The organism is Streptomyces sp. HD (assembly GCF_028369295.1).
Lineage (GTDB): Bacteria > Actinomycetota > Actinomycetes > Streptomycetales > Streptomycetaceae > Streptomyces.
The window spans coordinates 219,606-236,012 of the sequence record NZ_JAQMYP010000005.1; the positions used below are offsets into that span (position 1 = coordinate 219,606).

At 69.3% G+C, this 16,407-nt stretch carries 16 protein-coding genes and 6 pseudogenes; 10 read left to right on the forward strand and 12 right to left on the reverse strand.

Annotated features, from left to right (window positions below; genetic code table 11):
• Positions 1-601: 601 nt before the first annotated feature.
• Positions 602-1,161 (forward strand): annotated as a pseudogene (locus POF73_RS07240) (dihydrofolate reductase family protein); the annotation flags it as partial.
• Between the two features lie 212 nt (positions 1,162-1,373).
• Positions 1,374-1,793 carry a hypothetical protein gene (locus POF73_RS07245; RefSeq protein WP_272113670.1) on the forward strand — a complete coding sequence of 140 codons (420 nt, stop codon included), beginning with the start codon at positions 1,374-1,376 and terminating at the stop codon, positions 1,791-1,793.
• A 20-nt stretch (positions 1,794-1,813) separates the two neighbouring features.
• On the opposite strand, the gene POF73_RS07250 is transcribed toward POF73_RS07245, so the two are convergent.
• Both POF73_RS07250 and POF73_RS07255 read right to left on the reverse strand, forming a co-directional pair.
• Positions 1,814-3,040, reverse strand: a complete 1,227-nt coding sequence (locus POF73_RS07250) for a PP2C family protein-serine/threonine phosphatase (RefSeq protein ID WP_272113672.1) — start codon at positions 3,038-3,040, stop codon at positions 1,814-1,816.
• Positions 3,041-3,737: 697 nt separating this feature from the next.
• A complete protein-coding gene (locus POF73_RS07255; protein ID WP_272113673.1) occupies positions 3,738-4,445 on the reverse strand; it encodes an NAD(P)-dependent oxidoreductase in 708 nt (235 codons plus the stop codon).
• 98 nt (positions 4,446-4,543) lie between these two features.
• Between POF73_RS07255 and POF73_RS07260 the strand changes: the two genes are divergently transcribed.
• Positions 4,544-5,260, forward strand: coding sequence for a TetR/AcrR family transcriptional regulator (locus POF73_RS07260; RefSeq protein ID WP_272113674.1), 717 nt, complete (start codon positions 4,544-4,546; stop codon positions 5,258-5,260).
• Between the two features lie 72 nt (positions 5,261-5,332).
• On the opposite strand, the pseudogene POF73_RS07265 reads toward POF73_RS07260, so the two are convergent.
• The 6 genes and pseudogenes from POF73_RS07265 to POF73_RS07280 all read right to left on the reverse strand — a co-directional run.
• Positions 5,333-5,455 (reverse strand): annotated as a pseudogene (locus POF73_RS07265) (LacI family transcriptional regulator); the annotation flags it as partial.
• A gap of 127 nt (positions 5,456-5,582) precedes the next feature.
• A pseudogene (locus tag POF73_RS46160) lies at positions 5,583-5,903 on the reverse strand (SDR family NAD(P)-dependent oxidoreductase); the annotation flags it as partial.
• Positions 5,904-6,070: 167 nt separating this feature from the next.
• A complete protein-coding gene (locus POF73_RS46165) occupies positions 6,071-6,448 on the reverse strand; it encodes an alpha/beta hydrolase fold domain-containing protein (RefSeq protein WP_443049447.1) in 378 nt (125 codons plus the stop codon).
• Positions 6,430-6,657: pseudogene (locus tag POF73_RS46170) on the reverse strand (alpha/beta hydrolase); the annotation flags it as partial. The gene POF73_RS46165 and the pseudogene POF73_RS46170, both read right to left, overlap by 19 nt.
• Before the next feature lie 16 nt (positions 6,658-6,673).
• A complete protein-coding gene (locus POF73_RS07275; protein WP_272113676.1) occupies positions 6,674-6,898 on the reverse strand; it encodes a hypothetical protein in 225 nt (74 codons plus the stop codon).
• A gap of 190 nt (positions 6,899-7,088) precedes the next feature.
• Positions 7,089-7,889, reverse strand: coding sequence for an SDR family NAD(P)-dependent oxidoreductase (locus POF73_RS07280; RefSeq protein WP_272113677.1), 801 nt, complete (start codon positions 7,887-7,889; stop codon positions 7,089-7,091).
• An 85-nt stretch (positions 7,890-7,974) separates the two neighbouring features.
• Here POF73_RS07280 and POF73_RS07285 point away from each other — a divergent pair, with 85 nt between their 5' ends.
• Together POF73_RS07285 and POF73_RS07290 are read left to right on the forward strand one after the other, a co-directional pair.
• The gene (locus tag POF73_RS07285) at positions 7,975-8,826 is read left to right on the forward strand and encodes a helix-turn-helix transcriptional regulator (RefSeq protein ID WP_272113678.1); all 852 of its coding nucleotides are present in this window, start codon (positions 7,975-7,977) and stop codon (positions 8,824-8,826) included.
• Positions 8,827-9,263: 437 nt separating this feature from the next.
• A complete protein-coding gene (locus tag POF73_RS07290) occupies positions 9,264-9,704 on the forward strand; it encodes a hypothetical protein (RefSeq protein WP_272113679.1) in 441 nt (146 codons plus the stop codon).
• 88 nt (positions 9,705-9,792) lie between these two features.
• On the opposite strand, the gene POF73_RS07295 is transcribed toward POF73_RS07290, so the two are convergent.
• On the reverse strand, positions 9,793-10,782 hold the full coding sequence (locus POF73_RS07295) for a helix-turn-helix transcriptional regulator (protein ID WP_272113680.1): 990 nt from the start codon (positions 10,780-10,782) through the stop codon (positions 9,793-9,795).
• A gap of 93 nt (positions 10,783-10,875) precedes the next feature.
• Here POF73_RS07295 and POF73_RS07300 point away from each other — a divergent pair, with 93 nt between their 5' ends.
• From POF73_RS07300 to POF73_RS07320, 5 genes and pseudogenes are all read left to right on the forward strand, one after another.
• Positions 10,876-11,274: a VOC family protein gene (locus POF73_RS07300; RefSeq protein WP_272113681.1), complete on the forward strand. Its 399-nt coding sequence runs from the start codon at positions 10,876-10,878 to the stop codon at positions 11,272-11,274.
• Between the two features lie 49 nt (positions 11,275-11,323).
• Positions 11,324-11,560, forward strand: a pseudogene (locus POF73_RS07305) (helix-turn-helix domain-containing protein); the annotation flags it as partial.
• 1,218 nt (positions 11,561-12,778) lie between these two features.
• Positions 12,779-13,075: a hypothetical protein gene (locus tag POF73_RS07310; RefSeq protein ID WP_272113682.1), complete on the forward strand. Its 297-nt coding sequence runs from the start codon at positions 12,779-12,781 to the stop codon at positions 13,073-13,075.
• Between the two features lie 52 nt (positions 13,076-13,127).
• The gene (locus POF73_RS07315) at positions 13,128-13,487 is read left to right on the forward strand and encodes a hypothetical protein (protein WP_272113683.1); all 360 of its coding nucleotides are present in this window, start codon (positions 13,128-13,130) and stop codon (positions 13,485-13,487) included.
• A gap of 1 nt (position 13,488) precedes the next feature.
• A complete protein-coding gene (locus tag POF73_RS07320) occupies positions 13,489-13,905 on the forward strand; it encodes a hypothetical protein (RefSeq protein WP_272113684.1) in 417 nt (138 codons plus the stop codon).
• Positions 13,906-13,973: 68 nt separating this feature from the next.
• On the opposite strand, the pseudogene POF73_RS46175 reads toward POF73_RS07320, so the two are convergent.
• From POF73_RS46175 to POF73_RS07330, 3 genes and pseudogenes are all read right to left on the reverse strand, one after another.
• Positions 13,974-14,163, reverse strand: a pseudogene (locus POF73_RS46175) (IMP dehydrogenase); the annotation flags it as partial.
• A 117-nt stretch (positions 14,164-14,280) separates the two neighbouring features.
• Entirely contained in the window at positions 14,281-14,640 is a 360-nt protein-coding gene (locus POF73_RS07325) for a hypothetical protein (protein ID WP_272113685.1), read from the reverse strand.
• Positions 14,641-14,699: 59 nt separating this feature from the next.
• On the reverse strand, positions 14,700-16,310 hold the full coding sequence (locus POF73_RS07330) for a carboxylesterase/lipase family protein (RefSeq protein WP_272113686.1): 1,611 nt from the start codon (positions 16,308-16,310) through the stop codon (positions 14,700-14,702).
• Between the last annotated feature and the right edge of the window lie 97 nt (positions 16,311-16,407).

The following is a 16,407-nucleotide window of genomic DNA, read 5'->3' on the forward strand; positions in this document are numbered from 1 at the left end:
AGATCCCGGTGCTGGTTCGGTGCTGACTCGAACGCCGGAAATCAGTCAAACCCGCAGGTCCTAGCCCCGATCGAATGAGTTGTCGTACCACTCGATGGTGGTGCCTTTGAGGCTGGCGGCGACGATGCGACGGAGGTTGTTCGGCGTTTGGTGGAGCGGATGCTGAGGACGTCATGTACGCCACTTCCTCGTGTGTGTTGGGGACGGTTGCGTGTCGCCACACCGTAGAAACATGCAGGTCAGGAGCACATGTGGCGCTATGCGATCGATCAGTCGTCCCAGCAGGTTCTTTGTCTGCCGGTGGTACACGCCTGACCTCGCTTCTGCCAGCGGCAAAGGGTGGAATCATCTGCTAAGTACATGTGTGGGGTCTTCTTGCCTGCCTGCTCTGGCTGAACTCGATCACCGATGGTGCACCCTGCAGCGGAACCTGGAAGCGATCACGGGCGAGTGCGTCTCGTTGACATGCCGATGAGGACCAGCCCCGCGCCGAGGCTCAGTGCACGTACCTGAGCACGGGACGGACACAACGGCCCGTGGACGCCCCCGCGCGCGGGCGGAGCCTCAGCACACTGCGGCACCCACCTTCGACGTCTTCTCCAGCCTCGACGTCTTCTCCAGCCTCGACGGCTACGGCGCCGCCGGCGGCGACTGGACCGGTTACTGGGGCAAGCAGGGCCCCGAGTTGCTCGACCACCGCCTGGCCTTGTACGACTCGGAGCAGCGGATGGTCTTCGGGGCCAACACGTACCGGGCATTCGCGCGGATGCCGGCTGAGAGCACCGAGGACTCCGACGTGCGGGACCCATGGGTCCCGCGGATGAGGAGCATGCCGGCAACGATGGTGTCGACAACGCTGGAAGGTCCCCTCGACTGGCCGGACTCGACCGTCGTGAGCGGTGACGCCGTCGACGTCGTCGCCCGGCTCAAGGAGCAGTCCGACGTGCCGTTGGGCTCGCACGGCAGCCTGTCGATGAACCGGCGCTGATGGCCGCCGGCCTGGTCGACCGCTTGCAGGTGACGCTCTTCCCCGTCATCACCGGTCGGACGGGGGTGGATCCGATCTTCCAGGGTGCGGCCGATCTCGACCTGGAGCTGATCGAGAACCGGACACTCGACGGTCACATCCAAGAGCTCATCTACCGACCCACGCTGCATTGATTCGAGGGAAGAGCGGGTTCGCGGGCGGCAGATTCCCCTCGGCCGGCGTCACTTGCTCCGCGATCCGCGTGGCGGCGTCGGGGATGTAGGACCGCAGCTCGTCAGCCAGGACGCGGCAGGCTCTGACCAGAGCAGCGAGGACGGCGGCGAGGCGTTCGGCTGCATTGGCGTTGCCCTGCCGTTCCGCTCTGGCCAGCTCCCAGGGGCGGGTCGTGTCGGATGCAGCGGTTGGCCTCTTCCACGATGCTCCAGACGGCGTCGGCGGCGTCGGCGGCGCGGCGGAAGCCGAAGTCGGCCAGCGCGGCGTCGAGCCGGGCGGGTGTCTGCTCGCACGCGTCCAGCAGCGTCGCTACGGCGAAACGGTCGGTGCCGAGCGGGGGCACGCCCCCGCTGCGGTAGCGGTGGACCATCGTCACGATGCGGTGGACGAGGTTGCCGAGCCCTCCGGTGAAGTCCGCGTCGGCGCGGGCGACGAGCCGGTCGGCTGTGAAGTCGGCGTCCCCGGATTGGAGCTCGTCATGGCCGTCTGCCCGCACTTTGAGGTGCACCGCGAGCCGGTGGGCAAGCGCGTTGTGGCGGCGGTGATGCTGACCGGCGACGCGATCGGGGACGTGGCCTGCCGCCCGGCCTGATCAGGTCGACGTCGAGCTTTTCAGTCAAAGACGGCGAGGTGGTCGGCGGCGCCTCCGTGCCACTCGATCATGAAGAGGGTGGCGTCGTCGCTGGTACGCCCGGCGCGTTCTTGCTTCAGCGTGTGGGAGAGCCGGCGCAGGTCCGCCCGCATGCCGTCCGACGGCTCCTGGCCCAGGCGGTTGACGCAGTGGATGAGGCGTTCCTCGCCGAAGGGCTGCCCGCCGTCGACGCGTTCCTCGATGATGCCGTCGGTGTAGCAGAGCACCCGGTCGCCCTGCTGGAGTGTGTGCTCTTTGATGCGGGGCATCTCGCCTCCGAAGCCGACGGGCAGCGTCGTCGCGCTCTCCAGCTGCCGCACGACCTGGCCGTCGCGGATCAGCAGCGGCGCGGGGTGGCCCGCGTTGACCAACTCCAGCTCTCCGGTGGCGATGTTCAGGTGCATCAGCTGCGCGGTGACGAAGTGGTCGTCGCCGAACTGCCGGGAGATGGCAAGGTCCATGAACGTGTACTTTTCGGCCAGGCTGACGAACACGCGCCTGGCATGGCGGTAGGCACCGATGGCGATGGTCGCCATCGAGGCAGCGTCCAGGTCATGGCCCATCGCGTCGATCACGGCCAGATGCAGGATGTCGTCGTTGAGGGCGTAGTCGAAGCTGTCGCCGGCTGCGCGGTAGGCGGGCTCCAGAATGCCTGCCACCTGAACCTGGGGCACGGTCATCGTCAGTGGTGGCAGCAGGCTCCACTGGATCTCCGCGGACACGCTCATCGGCTCCCGGCGCCGGGTCAGGAAGAACTGGTCGGTGTAGGCGTTCTTGGTGACCAGCATGTCGGCGACCAGGCTGGCGAGCCTGCCCAACAGACGCCGGTCGTCGTCACCGACGGCGTCCAGGGTCAGGGCCAACACCCCCACCTGGTCGCTGCCGTCCAGCAGCGGCAGGTACATCCGGACGCCGCCGCGGGCCTGCGCCACTTCGACGACCTCCGCCCGCAGGAAGGAGCGGCCGGCAGGCGAGTCGGTCACCGGCTCGGGCTGGCCCACGTGCAGCTTGCTGCCCGGAAGCGGCACCAACAGCTCTTGGGCGTAGTCCTGGAGCAGGATGGAGACGTCACGGCCGCCGATCCTGGCCACCTCCTCCGCGATCAGGGGGGCGATCAGCTGCGGCGGCATCAGCCGCGCCCTGTCCAGCAGCACGCCGAGAAGCCGCTCGCCGATACCCTCCGCCCGGTCCACGCTGTCCTCGCCCATGGCCCGGTTCCCCACCTCCTTCCCGCCATCCACCGCTGACTGCCGACGCACAACGTGCCCCGGTCAGCCGCCGGAGCGGCTCATTAGGCCATGCGCGGCATGTCGGCCCGTGCTGTCGGCGTTGTCCGCCCGTCCGCGCCCGACATGTTCGGCCCAGGTCGTGGCGGCCACCAGGCGCAACGACGGTTCCCCATCCAGGCGTTCCTTGACCTGCTCCGGCCTGGCAGCGGGCCAAGGGACGTGGTTTGTTCAGGAGGCTCGGCCGCGTGGCCCCATGGCTTCCCCCTCGGGCTCGCTGTGGCAGAAGGACACCTCACCGTGCCACCGCAAGCCGTCAAGGAGGTCTCTGCTTGACGGCATGAGCTGCGTCGGGCCGATTCTTCCGTGACCCTTCAGCCTGGCGACGTAGCGGCAGCCCGGTTCTGGCGTACTCGTCACGCAAGCAAGCAGACGTTGCGTCACGTAATCGAGCTTGGGTGTCACGGAGGAGCGGCCACAACCAACTGGAGGGTTCTGGCCGCTGTTGCGTGATGGCTACGGACAAATGCGGATCCGCCGCGTAGCTGGGCTGGCAGCACCTAACTGGGCGTATGCCAGAGTGCCGGTAGGTCCGACCATCCGGGTTGACTCAGATGGACGTCGCCCTTGCCCGTGGGGGAGTTCATGACCTCCCCCCCGGGGATACGGGCTGCGGCTCTCAGTAGCCGATGGTGAAGCGGCGCTGGACGAAGCGAGGCAGCTCCGCCTCGTCGATCAGGGCGACGGCCGCGTCCTCCGCCGAGATGCGGCTGCGGCCGTCAGCGTCCCGGACCGGCTGGTCGCCGCCGATCCTGAAGCGACCGGTGCGCTCGCCGGGAGCGATCTCCTCTGCGGGGCTGAAGTAGGTCCACAGCCGGTTCGAGGTTCGCAGGACGTTCAGGGCGTCGCGGTGGCCACGTACTGCTGCGCCGTATTCGCGGGGCAGCCCAAGCTCGTCGAGGGCGGCATGCAGCAGCTCGTCGGAGTCCGCGCGCACCACGCCCGGTTCGACTTCGAGGCTTCCGGCCCCGCCGATCACGATGAGCCGGGTCCGTAGGTGGCTCTCCAGAGCCTTCAACAGGGCCCGTGCCGCCGTGGCGTAGACGGTGGGGCCGGCGATCGAGCGCCGGACGGTGTCCGCGAAGTCCTTGGCCGCGTTGCCCGGCTGGAATCCGCTGATCAGGACGTCGAGTCCGGGCAGGACGCCGGCGATGCTCTTCGGGTCCAGGACGTCGACGCTCGTCCAGGTGATGTTGTCCCGACGCTCCTCGTGCTGCGCCTGAGCGGCGTCCCGGCTGAACGCCTTGACGTGGTGGCCCCGTTCGAGGGCCTCGGCCACGACCCTGCCGCCGATGGTGCCCGTGGCTCCGATGACTCCGATGTGCATGGTTCTCCCCTGTGCATGCAGACGTGGGACGCCACCAGATGTGACGCCGTGAAGAAACTATACGCTGTGAAGTAAATGGACACTGTAGAGTTCCTGTTGTGACAATCACGGGAAGCAAGGGAAGACGCGAGCGGCTACGAGCCGAGACCACGGCCGAAATCAAGAAGGTGGCCCTCGCCTTGATGGCCTCGGGCGGCCCGGACGCCATCACACTGCGGGCCATCGCCCGCGAGATGGGCATGACCGCCAACGCGATCTATGGCTACTTCGCGACCCGGGACGACCTGGTCACCACGCTCATCAACGACGTGTACACCGCCCTGGCCGACGCCGTGGACGCCGCCTGGGAGGCCGCCCCCGCCACGGATCCCGCCATCCGCATCACAGCATGGGCCACCGCCTTCCGGACCTGGGCCCTGGTGAACCCCCAGGGCTTCCGGCTCATCTACGGCGACCCCGTCCCCGGCTACCACGCCCCCGAAGGCGGCCCCGCCCCAGATGCCGCACACCGCGTCTGTACCGGACTCACCGCCCTCGCGGCAGCCGCATGGCCGCACGCCCAGCATCTCTACGAGGACAGCGCCTTCGGCTGGTCCGACTTCGACCCGGGGCTCCTCGACAAGGTGCGGCCCGCCTTCCCCGACTTGCCGCCCGCAGCCGTCGCCCTGGCCCTGCGTATCTGGGGTCACCTGCACGGCTTGGTGTCACTGGAGGTCTACGGCCACATGCACACCCAGACCACCAGCCCGGAGAAGCTCTTCGAGGAGGAACTCGCCCAGCTCATGCAGATGCTGGGCGTCCCGCGCCCGAGTTGAACGGTTGTGGCCGCCCCTCCGTGACACCCAAGCTCGATTGCGTAACGCACCCTCTGTTTGCTGGCGTGGTCGTCCGGTGCTCGACCCGGTGAACAGCACCAAGTCGTAGCCGAGCGCCGCCGCCTCGCGCTCCATGCCGACGAGGAAGGGGTAGTACGAGTGCTGCACATCGGTGGGGAACGTGGCGGTAACGGAGTCCTTCGCCTATATCCGTCCCCCGCTTTACACCGGCACCCATACCGTCCAGCCCGAACGCTGGGAACGGGGGTGACGAAAGGGGCTGTCGGTGGGGCGCGATCTGGGTCTGGACGGGGTGGTACTCGGCTTCCGTGACGTCGAGCACCGGGCCGAGGCCCTCGTCGGGGCCGGCGTTCGCCACGACGATGTCAAGGCGGCCGAACCGGCTGCGCGCAGTCTCCAGGAGTGCCTCGATCTCGTCCGGCTTCGACACGTCAGCGCGGACGTCGATGGCGCGGGAGCCCACGGACTCGATCTCGGCAACCGTTGCGGCGGCTCCCGATGCGTCACGCGAGTAATTGACCACGACGCTTGCGCCGAGTCGTCCCGGCCGAACGGCGACGCCCTGGCCGATGCCGCGGCCGGCGCCGGTGACGACCGCTACCTTTCCCGACAGGTCTGTCATCTGTGGCCTCCTTCTCGGTGTCCTGCTTCTGTTGGATGAGACCGGCACCGGACGTGTCGCCGGTGACCGGCATGCGGTGCCGGCCGCCGGGAGGCTTTGTCGCGTCCCGACGAGTGATCAGCCCCGGAGGGCGTGGCGCAGTGCAGCGGTGCGTTCGTCGCGCACCCTCACGCTCGACGGCGCCTGGGGGCCACGGCGTCCCGGCCGTGGTACGCGCCCGGAAGGACATGAAGTTCGGTCGGCGCACCGGCTTGCAGAAGGCGCGTCGCGTAGGTGATGTCCTCGTCGCGGAATACGTCGAGTTCACCGACTTGAATCAGGGTGGGCGGAAGACCGGAGAGGTCCCTGGCGCGGGCGGGCGCGGCGTACGGCTCCACGTCCGGGCCGCCGGCCTTCATTCCGAGTACGGCCCGCCAGGCGCTGTTGTTGTGCTGTCGGCTCCAGCTGGAATGCTGTGGAACTCGCGCGCCGAGGAGGTGTTGTTGCGGTCGTCGAGCATCGGGTAGGTCAGCGCCTGGAAGACGACTGCGTGCTGCGCGGTCCACAGCAGGGCGGCATAGCAGTCTTCCGCCCCAGCTGGGTAGGGATCTTCGGGTGCCAGCCGGTATTGCATGGATACGACCACGCGGCCGATGTCGAGCGCGTAGCGCTCGCACACGGGCCGGTCGCCGTCGATGCCGCCGGAAATCATCCCGCCGCCGTGCAGCCACATGAATGCGGGCAGCGCGCCGGTCGAGGAGCGGGGCCGGTACACCCGGACGAGCAAGTCGTCACCCCGTCGGCCCTTGGATCACGTGATCGTGGCGCGCCACTTGTTCGTCGTGCGGAAGATCCGCAAGTAACGCTGAGACGGCTGCGCTGCCCTGGGCGCGCACGGCAATGATGACGTCCGTCGTCAACTGCTGGGTCTGGGTGAGCCCGAGCGTCTCGTAGAGGGCCAGTTCGTCCCTGAGCGCAGGGTCGACACGGTCAGAACACATGGCGGGTCTGTTCATGGTCGGTCGTGCCTCCTTTTTGAAGAGGCGGTGTGGGGGCCGAAAGGGCCGCCCAGCAGTACCCGGCCCGCGGGCTGGGTACCAGGTCTGCGCGTCGCGGAGCCCCACTGGGATTGCTGGACGGCCTGTACGGGAGTGACGGCTCGGCGCTGAGAGTGTGGGCGCCGGGGGTGGTGCTGGGCTGGCCTGGTCAGGCGCCGGCGCCGGCGCCGCCGTCGACCGGCAGGATCGCGCCGGTGACGTACGAGGCGCGGTCGCTGAGCAGCCACGCGGCCGCCTCGGCGATCTGCCGGGGCTCGGCCATTTGACCGAGCGGGATCGCCGCGGTCATCTGCTCGACGATGCCGGGAGTCGCAGCCTCCCAGGTGTCGATCATCTCCGTGGAGGTGCCACCGGGGGTGATGCCGTTGACCCGGATACGGTCACCGGCCCAGTTCACCGCGGCAGTCTCGGTAAGGCTGTTGAGCGCACGTTTCATGGCGCCGTACGCGGGCAGGGCGGGGTTCGCGCGGCGGCTGCCGATGCTTGAGGTGTTGACGATCGCCCCGCCGCCGTTCCGGCGCATGAGCGCGGCCTCGGCGGTCATGGCAGTCCAGTGCGAACGGAAGTTCACGGCGAACTGCTCGTCGATGTCCTCGTCGCTGGTGGTCTCGACCGGGCCGAACTGCTGCTGGGGAACTGCGCCGTTGTTGAAGGCGCCATCCAGCCGTCCGTGCAGCCTTTCGACGTGGTCGACTGCGGCGCGGATGCTCGCGGGGTCGGCGAGGTCCAGGGTGACGGCGTCGGCGACGTGGCCGTCGGCGCGGATCTCCTTCACGATGCGCTCCAGGGCGTCGGTGCTGCGGGCGGCGAGCACGACGGTGGCGCCCTCTGCGGCGAAGAGCCGGGCGGCGGCCGCCCCGATGCCGCGGCTGGCGCCGGTGATGAAGATGACCTTGCTGGTGAGCAGGCCGATGGGTGCGCTGTCGGTGGTGTGCGTGTTGTTCGTCATGGCAACAGCGTCCGGCCGGCTGCCGGCCGGATACAGGCACAGGCTGTACCAGGATCCGCCGCCGCGCCGCGCGCACACTGGGCGTATGGACAAACAGGAACTGGGTGCGTTCCTCCGCAGCCGCCGCGAGCGGCTCCGCCCGCAGGACGTCGGCCTCCCCTTGGGACCGCGCCGTCGCACACCAGGTCTTCGCCGCGAGGAAGTGGCGGTCCTCGCGCACATCTCCACGGAGTACTACATCCGCCTCGAGCAGGGCAGGGCGCCACGCCCCTCGGGCGATGTCCTGGCCGCGATCGCGGGAGCGCTGCGGCTCACCGACGCAGAGTCCGACCACCTCCACGTCCTGGCGGGCACCGCGCCGAACCGCACCGGACTGCACCGGCGTGACGTCCGCCCCAGCATCCTCGCGCTCCTGGAGCGGCTGCCGCAGACCGCCGGCTTCGTGATGTCCGCCGCGTGCGAGGTCCTGGCCTGGAACGACCTCGCGGCCGCGCTCATGGAGGACCTCGCCCCGCTCACCACCAAGGACCGCAACCTCGCGCGCCGGGCCTTCCCCGGGCCGCAGACGACCGACACGACGCTGTACGGGATCTCCGACGCCGCCGATTTCCGGCTGGGCGTCGTGATGCAGCTCCACGCCGCCCTCGCCCGCTACCCCACCGATCCCGCGGTGACCGGCCTCGTCGACGAACTCCGCGACGTCAGCCCCGACTTCGCCCGGCTCTGGGACCGGCACGACGTACAGGCCGCGCCAATGCTCACGAAGACCTTCCGCCACCCGACCGTCGGCGAGGTCACCGTCGACTGCGACACCCTCACCCTCGCCGACCGCGACCAGTACCTGGTGCTCTTCACCGCACCGCCGGGATCTCCCGGCGCCGAGGCCCTCGCCCTGCTGAACGTCCTGGGAGCACAGGCCAGTCACTACCTGCCGTAGTGACACCGCCGACCACTGCGAGCACCGTCGCCGACAAGGGCGACGTGCTGATCCGGTCGGCAGCGGTCTCCTCGTCCTGCGGCGCTACCGGGGTGTCTGCGCCGAACTCGGCCGACGTCTTCCTGGCCGGGGTCCCACTACCAGGGGCTCTTTGACTGCGGCGTCTTGCGATCGCACGCTCCCTCCACCCGCGAACCGCGCTACGCACGGCTCGGGCGGAGGGCCCCACGACGCCGCGGAGCCCGCCATCCGGGCGGAGGGCCCCACGACGCCGCGGAGCCCGCCATCCGGGCGGACGACGGGGGTTTCATCACCAGCTCTCGCAGGTCTCCTGCTTGACGCGCCGTCGGGTTGTACTGGGAGCCCCTCAAGACACGCTCTCGATAGTGCCGGCACCAATGATCGACCATTGGGCGCGGAGGGGAGGGAGCATGCCGATGCCGAGGCGTCAGGACCTCGACGTGTATGTCGAGTTCTACGCCCTGTGGGCGGAGGACGCAGACGAAGACGAGCCCGGAGAGAGTCCTGAGCCCGCTGAGGACGAACTCCTTGCGTCCCGTGATCGACGTCTGTGCTTCAGGAGCGGCGGTCACACGCACCAGGCGGCCTTCACGGCGGAAGTCTGGGACCAGGAGCCGGCGAAGGCGGAGCAGGAGTCCTGGGAGGCAAGCGCGGATGCCGAATGGTTCTGCCGGTCCGGGGAGGTGGCGCTGTGGTCGTATGGCGGCACGAGCGAGTCGGTCGTGGAGCTGGGAGCGCCGGACACGCTGTGGAGGGTGCGGGCGTACGTCACCGGCCAGGAACGTGTCCGGCAGCTCGCGCAGCAGGAGGTGCCTGCCGGGGTGGAGCGGTTTTTGGTGCAGTTCTGGCCGGCATGAGCTGAGGGGGCAGGCCGCGCGCAGTCGCGCTGCCCGCCCCTCAGAGGCTCGCCTAGGTGTGCCATCTCATGACATTGGTTCCTCGCTGTCAGGCTCGGCGGGCATACGACGTGAGGCGATCGGCGAGCGCGATGACGAGGTCGCGGAGTTCATCGGGGCGCTCGATGACGAACGGCCGGTCGAGCGAGGCGAGTACCGGGGGCAACCAGTCGAGCCGCTCCGCCCGCAGCTCGACGCGCAGCCAGCGCTCGGTCGCCCGGTCCTCGCCTGCCACGGGTGCGTACTCCTCCAGGCTCGCGACGCTGGCCGGAAGGTGGGCGCGGATCTGCTCAACTGTCCCGTGGATCCGCAAGGTCACCTCATGCCGGTACTCGGCCGTGGCGAACCCTGACAACACGCGCTGTGCCGGACCGGGACCCGCTGGCGCCTCGAATGCGCCGGGCAGGGTCCGCGCGTCTGCGATGCGATCGAGCCGGAAGGTTCGGTCCTCGCCGATCTGGGCGTCCTTGCCCGTGACGTACCACCGGCCCCCATGGGCGACGATCCCGTACGCGTGCAGCGTGCGTTCGCTGCGCCGTCCGTCACGGTCGGTGTAGCGGATCGAGACCGGTCGGCGGTGGCGCACCGCATCGGCGATCGTGAGCAGGACCCCGGCGTCCGGGGTGTCGAACTCGCCGGGCCGATCCGTGAAGGCGAGAGCTTCCAGGATTGTGTCGAGTCGATGGGCGATGTGCTTGGGCAGCACCCGCCGGATCTTGGCCGATGCCGTCTCGCTTGCCGTGTGCTCCGTCGTCGTCAACCCTGCTCGGCGGCCGGCGACCAGGCCGAGCAGCACGGCCAGCGCCTCGTCGTCGCTGAGCATGAGCGGAGGCAAGCGGTACCCGGGGGCGAGCCGGTACCCGCCGTAGCGGCCGCGCACCGATTCCACGGGCACGTCCAGGTCGATCAGCTGGTCCACATACCGCCGCACGGTGCGCCCTTCGACGCCGAGCCGGTCGGCGAGTTCGGCCACGGTCCGGGTGCCGCCCGACTGCAGCAGCTCCAGGAGGGTCAGCACGCGGCCGGTGGGTCGAGGCATGTCCGCAGCCTAACGCGAATACAGGACCGATTCTGTCCACTATTTCTCCTAGCCTGCGACGTGCACGCCTCCAGCACGACCAAGGAGATTCCCATGGACTTCGTCTCGATCCGCATCATCACCAGCGACGTAGCGCGCCTCGTCGACTTCTACGAGCGAGCCACAGGAGCGCGGGCGACGTGGGCCACCGAAGACTTCGCCGAACTCAAGACCCCGGGCGCCACCCTCGCGATCGCCGGCACCCGCACCGTCCCGCTGTTCGCCCCGGGCTCTGCCCGCCCGGCGGACAACCACAGCGTGATCACCGAGTTCCTCGTCGACGACGTGGACCGCGTTCACCAGAACCTGACCGGCTTCGTCACCGACTTCGTCACCGAGCCCACCACGATGCCCTGGGGCAACCGGTCGCTGCTGTTCCGCGACCCCGACGGCAACCTCGTCAACTTCTTCACCCCCGTCACCCCGGCGGCCATCGAAAAGTTCGCACGCTGACGCCACGCACAGCCAATCACGCGGGAGCCCTGAGACCCCAGGGCTCCCCGTGAACGCGGCTACCGAGTCCAGGAGCGCCACCAGCAGAGGACATCCGAACGCCCCGCTGACCCCCGAAGGACGTCTGCGCTTGTGTCTGCGGATCGACGCGGGACGTCCGATCGCGCACGTCGCTGCGGAAGCCGGGATCTCCCGCCGCTGCCTGACCAAGTGGTAGGCCCGCTGGCGCGCACGGCGAGAACGGTCTGTTCCTCGCGGGCCAGGATCCACTCCCTCGACACCTGTGATCTCGCGCTCGGTGTCCCGCCGGAAAGCAGCTGCGCGAGCGGACGGCGGTTCGCACCGAGACGGCCACTCCCGCGCCGTGGTCGACCTGGCTGACCGAGCTGGCCGCGCGCCCGCTGGACGGCGAGACAGCCCCCAGGGGGTGACCGCGTGAGCACGGTCAACGCCGCTACCGAGGCGTGTTGGCCCAGGCAGGCTTCTCCCCGGAGGGCTTGCCCGCCATGTCCCCTGAGTTGAGAGAGCTGCCCCTACACCGGCAGCCTCTGCCGCATTTGCCGCGGTCACTCAGCACACCCTTGAAGACTGTCTCGCTGGTGGTTCATGGATCGACGGCCTCGCTCAGCGGTGACGAGACATACGACGTCGACGGGCCAGCGCGAGGGGCGTGAGCCCGATGGGGCCCGGCGCCGCGATCGGCACGCTGGTGACCGAGTGGGCCTGGGAGATCCCGGCCGCTGGCGCTTCCCCGCGGGAACGGTGGGAGGCCATCGCCCCGGAGTCCGCCGGGCACGTCGTCGCGGTCGGGTACGACGTCGACTCCGGCCGGCTCACCGTGGCCCCGGAGTCGGCGGCGAGAGCAGGTTCGGCGGTGATCAGGTGCTCGCGCAGTGCTGCGAGCTCGTCGCAGAGATGTGCAATGTCCGCGTGGAGGGCTGCGCCGGGGGCGCGCAGGGACTGTTCGTACTCACGGGAGCCGGGGAAGCGGATGGCATCCAGGCCGGACGTGACCGGCTCTGGACGGTCCGGGTGGCGCCCCGCGTACAGCCGGTCGCACGGGCGGCGTAATCGAACGAGTCCTCGGGACTGTCCGCTGGCGGGGCGGTTCGGCCAGTGGATGCCCAGGACCGGACTCTCCGTGCCGGCGTTCGAACGGAGCGTCGAACGGCAGTTGCTGGTCCTGCAGGTGGCAGTCGTGGCCGGAACTCTGTTCTCGCGAGCAATCGCGACAATGGACACGTCATAAATCGTTTGGGCTCACTTCTGCGTGTGAATACGGTGCTTCTGTCCAACGACATCCAGCCCTGACCAAACTGGAGACACGTTGCGTTTCAGAACACGTACCGCCTTCCGCGCGATAGCGGTAGCAGCCCTCACGATCGCCCCGCTGTCCTCGATCTCGCCTGCTGCGCAAGCGGATTCCGCCCAACCACGGGTACTCAAGCCGACTGCCTGCGACGGAAAAACCAAGGGACACATCGTCAAGTGGTACACCCCGCATGTGCCCCTCGCCAGGGTGCCGTTGCGCTGCGGCACCGAGAATGGCTTCGGCTTCAACAAGATCCGTAAGAAGCACTGGAGCCCCACCGTCGACGAGGACATCGCCAACACCCTCGCTCGTCCCACCAGCGACTACGAGCAGGACCCGAACACTCGGGTCTTCCTGCTGAAAGACCTGGCGCCCTGCCGGGGCCAGTACCGCGTCGTCGTGTCGTACCTCGACTACGGCTCGACGGGCATCAAGGGCATCATCACCGCCTACCACGAAGACCTGGCGAGCGCGGGCGCTCGCTGCTGACTGGACGCGGGGACGGGGCGCACACCACCCGTCCCCGCACTAGCCTCTTGGTATGACTGCCGCGTCCTTCTCTCCCGCCCGCGCCGCACGGATGACCGCTGACGCGCTGCGCGGGCGCTCTGTCGACAGCCCGCAGTCCGGCACCATCCAGGTCGTGGACGTCGCCGCAGACGGGGACAGCTGGCCCATCCGCATTCGGTTCACCACCCGTGCCCACCACTGGCCAGTCCACCGCACGTGGGAGACCTCCTTCGAGCCGGCCGACGTGACCGACGAAGACGAGCCCTGCACAGGTGAGTTCGGCGACGACCACGCGCAGGAACTAGCGGCAAACGCGCTCACCCTGCTCCTGGAGTACCTCGCCACCGGCCCCGGAGGCGGCATCCACGAAATCGCCCCCGATCCCAGCTGAAGTGACCTTGGCCCCCTCGATCTGCTCGGCTGGCGGACAGTTCACCGGCTGGCCGGAGCAGGCCATGGACGTGTTGTGGCAGCTCCAGGGCGAACCGACCCACGCGACCCGCGAGCGTTACCGCGCGGACCGCGAACGCCTGGTTCGGCAGCCGATGATCGCCCTGCTCAACGAGGTCGCGGACACCGATGCCCGGTACGAGGACTTCTCCGTCTGGCACTACCGCACCGACTCCTGGTGGTGGCAGCACCAGGGCGCGGTGATCCGGCTCGGCCGCAAGATCGAGATCGGTCTCCGGTTCGCCCTGGACGGCCTGCGGATCCAGGGCGCCTGGTGGTACCCCGATCCCGGCCAGGTGGACATGTTCCGCGAAGCCGTGGCCTGCGAGGGGAGCGGCCGCGAACTGTCCGCCATGTGAAGCGCGCCGCCTGACATTACGAGGGCGCCGTGCGGCACGGGAGGCCCCCGTGCTGCCGGCCCCCAGAAGGTGATGCGCTCCTTCAGCGCCGACCGGTCGTCCATCGCCGATATCCGTCCGGCACCTCAGCCGGGGGACGGCACGGTCGAAGACGGGCCCGGGATCGAGGGCACCGGAGAGCACATCCGGCAGCAGTTCGGGAATGTAGGCGCGGACCGGGGCGGTGCCTCCGCGCAGCGTGATGCTGCGGTCCAACACCCGCAGCAGAACGCCCCCCTGCGTTCTCCGCCGCACGGCACCCACGCACAGCCGACCGCTATCCAGCAGCAACTTGCACGTCACACGACAGTGTTGACTCATCGCCCGCCCAGATGATCAAGTCAGAGACGTACCCGTGAGTACGTAAACGAGGGCCTTCTGACCACGCCCCTTGGGGGAAATCTTCGTGCGATGGCGGCGGAGGTCGCCCGAAAAATCGCTCGGCCGGATCGAGGTGTGGTCGACAGTGCTGCGCCGTGAACGATGTACGGCCGCAGCTGGATGAACTGCTGTTCTCCTCGACCAGCCGGTGAGGACGAGCAGATCGGGGTGCAGGATGATCCGGCCGCGGCGCTGGAAGAGAGTCCTTTGGTTGACGCCGGCGGCGATCTTCGCCGCTGCTCGCTTCTCGTTCAACTCGTGGGCGGTGGCGCCGATGTAGTCGGCCTCGGCGAGCGGAGTGCCGATCTCGTTCATGGGGATCCTCCGGAGGGGTTCGTTCGCACGGTCCGCGGGAGATGTGCGGATCACGGGCGTCAGGAGTTGCGCGACCAGAAGGCGCAGCGGTGTTCTGCCGCCGCGTCCACGCCGGAGGGTGTGTTCCGGGCCAGCTGCTGGGTGTGCGGGAAGGGCGGCCAGTGGTCGCCGGGCGTGCCGGTTCTGGCGAACGTCGTCCACGCGGCGAGCATGCGTCGGGAGAGGGCGGACTGTCCGTCGTCGAGGCGGAGGTCGCCCATGCCGAACAGGTAGGGCAGCTCCGCGCTGTGGTAGGCGCCCAGCGGGAAGTCGGGGTGGAGGTCGGGTGCGGGTGGGTGGCGGTCGGCGAACTCGTAGCTGTAGACCGGAACATGCCTGGCCAACAGCCGGTCGGCGGCCAGCGTAGGGCACACCCAGCTGCGGTCGGTGCCGACCTTGGCCCAGGCCAGTGCGGGCGTGGCGCCGGGCGGGTACGCGCGGGCGATGCGGGCCGCTTGCCGCCTGCCGTAGGTCTCGGTGAGCAGGCGGCGGTAGTCCGCTGCCGCCATCGGCCCGTCCAGCGTGAACAGGGCGGCGAACAACCGGTGTTCATCACGGGTGTTGCCCTGCAGGACGGGCACGCGAAGGACGTCGCCGGCGGCGAGCGCGCGGACCGGCGAGTGGGGCAGGACACTCGTCCCGTAGGCGGGCTGGTGGAAACGGCCGTTGAGGGACAACACGTCCTTGACGGGCTTGGCACGCAGGCACTTCAGGCTGCGGCAGCCCAGAGCACCGCGGCCCTTGGCAGCCAGCTTGTCCTGGTGCTCGAAATAAGTGGCGGCGGGGTCGCCGGGCGCGAGCGTGTTCTTGGGCCAGTTCTGCAGGCAGGAGCCGCTTTGGATGACCGCGCGGTGGAAGAGTCCGGCGGCGTTGGGCGAGGTCAGCTGGGCGCACACGCTCGCGCCTCCGGAGGACTCGCCCATGAGCGTGACATTGCCGGGATCACCGCCGAACGCGGCAGCGTTGTCCCGTACCCAGCGCAGCGCCGCCTGCTGGTCCTGCAGGCCGAAAGCCCCGGAGTCAGGCAGGTCGGGATGGGCGAAGAAGCCCAGGGCGCCCAGGCGCGAGTTGACCGTCACGACCGTGACGTCGCCCTGCCGGGCCATCCGGGTGGCGTCGTACTGATCCCCGGAGCCCGAGCTGAAGGCCCCGCCGTGTAACCACACCACGACCGGCCGCGGGGTGTCGCTGCGGGTCCTCGCCCGCACCCTCGCCCCCGCCGCGCGGTCCGCCCCATCAGCGGGCGTGGTGACGTTGAGGTACAGGCAGTCCTCCGCGGAGTCCGCCACCTCGGGCTGCGCGCAGGCCGGTCCGGGCTCGGCCGCCGTCCGCGTGCCGGTCCAGGTGGGTGGCGCGGCCGGGGGTCGCCAGCGCAGCGGGCCGACCGGTGGCGCCGCGTAGGGGATGCCCTGATAGGTGGTGACGCCGTCGGCGGTCACCCCCTCCAGGCGGCCCTGGCGAGTACGGGCGGTGTCCGACCGGGCCTCGGGGTGCTGACCTTGGGCAGGCTGCCTGTGCGGGTGCTGCCCGGCCGTCGCCGGCGAGGTCTGCGCCGCATCCGCTGTGCCCATCACCGCCATGAGGAGGGCCGCGCCCAGTGCGGCGCCGGTGGTGGAGCGTCGCTTCGGCATGGTCCGGTCCTCTCCTCGTGCCGCTGCAGTGTCCAGGCGGCCCATCCCTTTTTACAATACGTTCGTATTGCCACAACGACATTAGGCTGATCCGCCC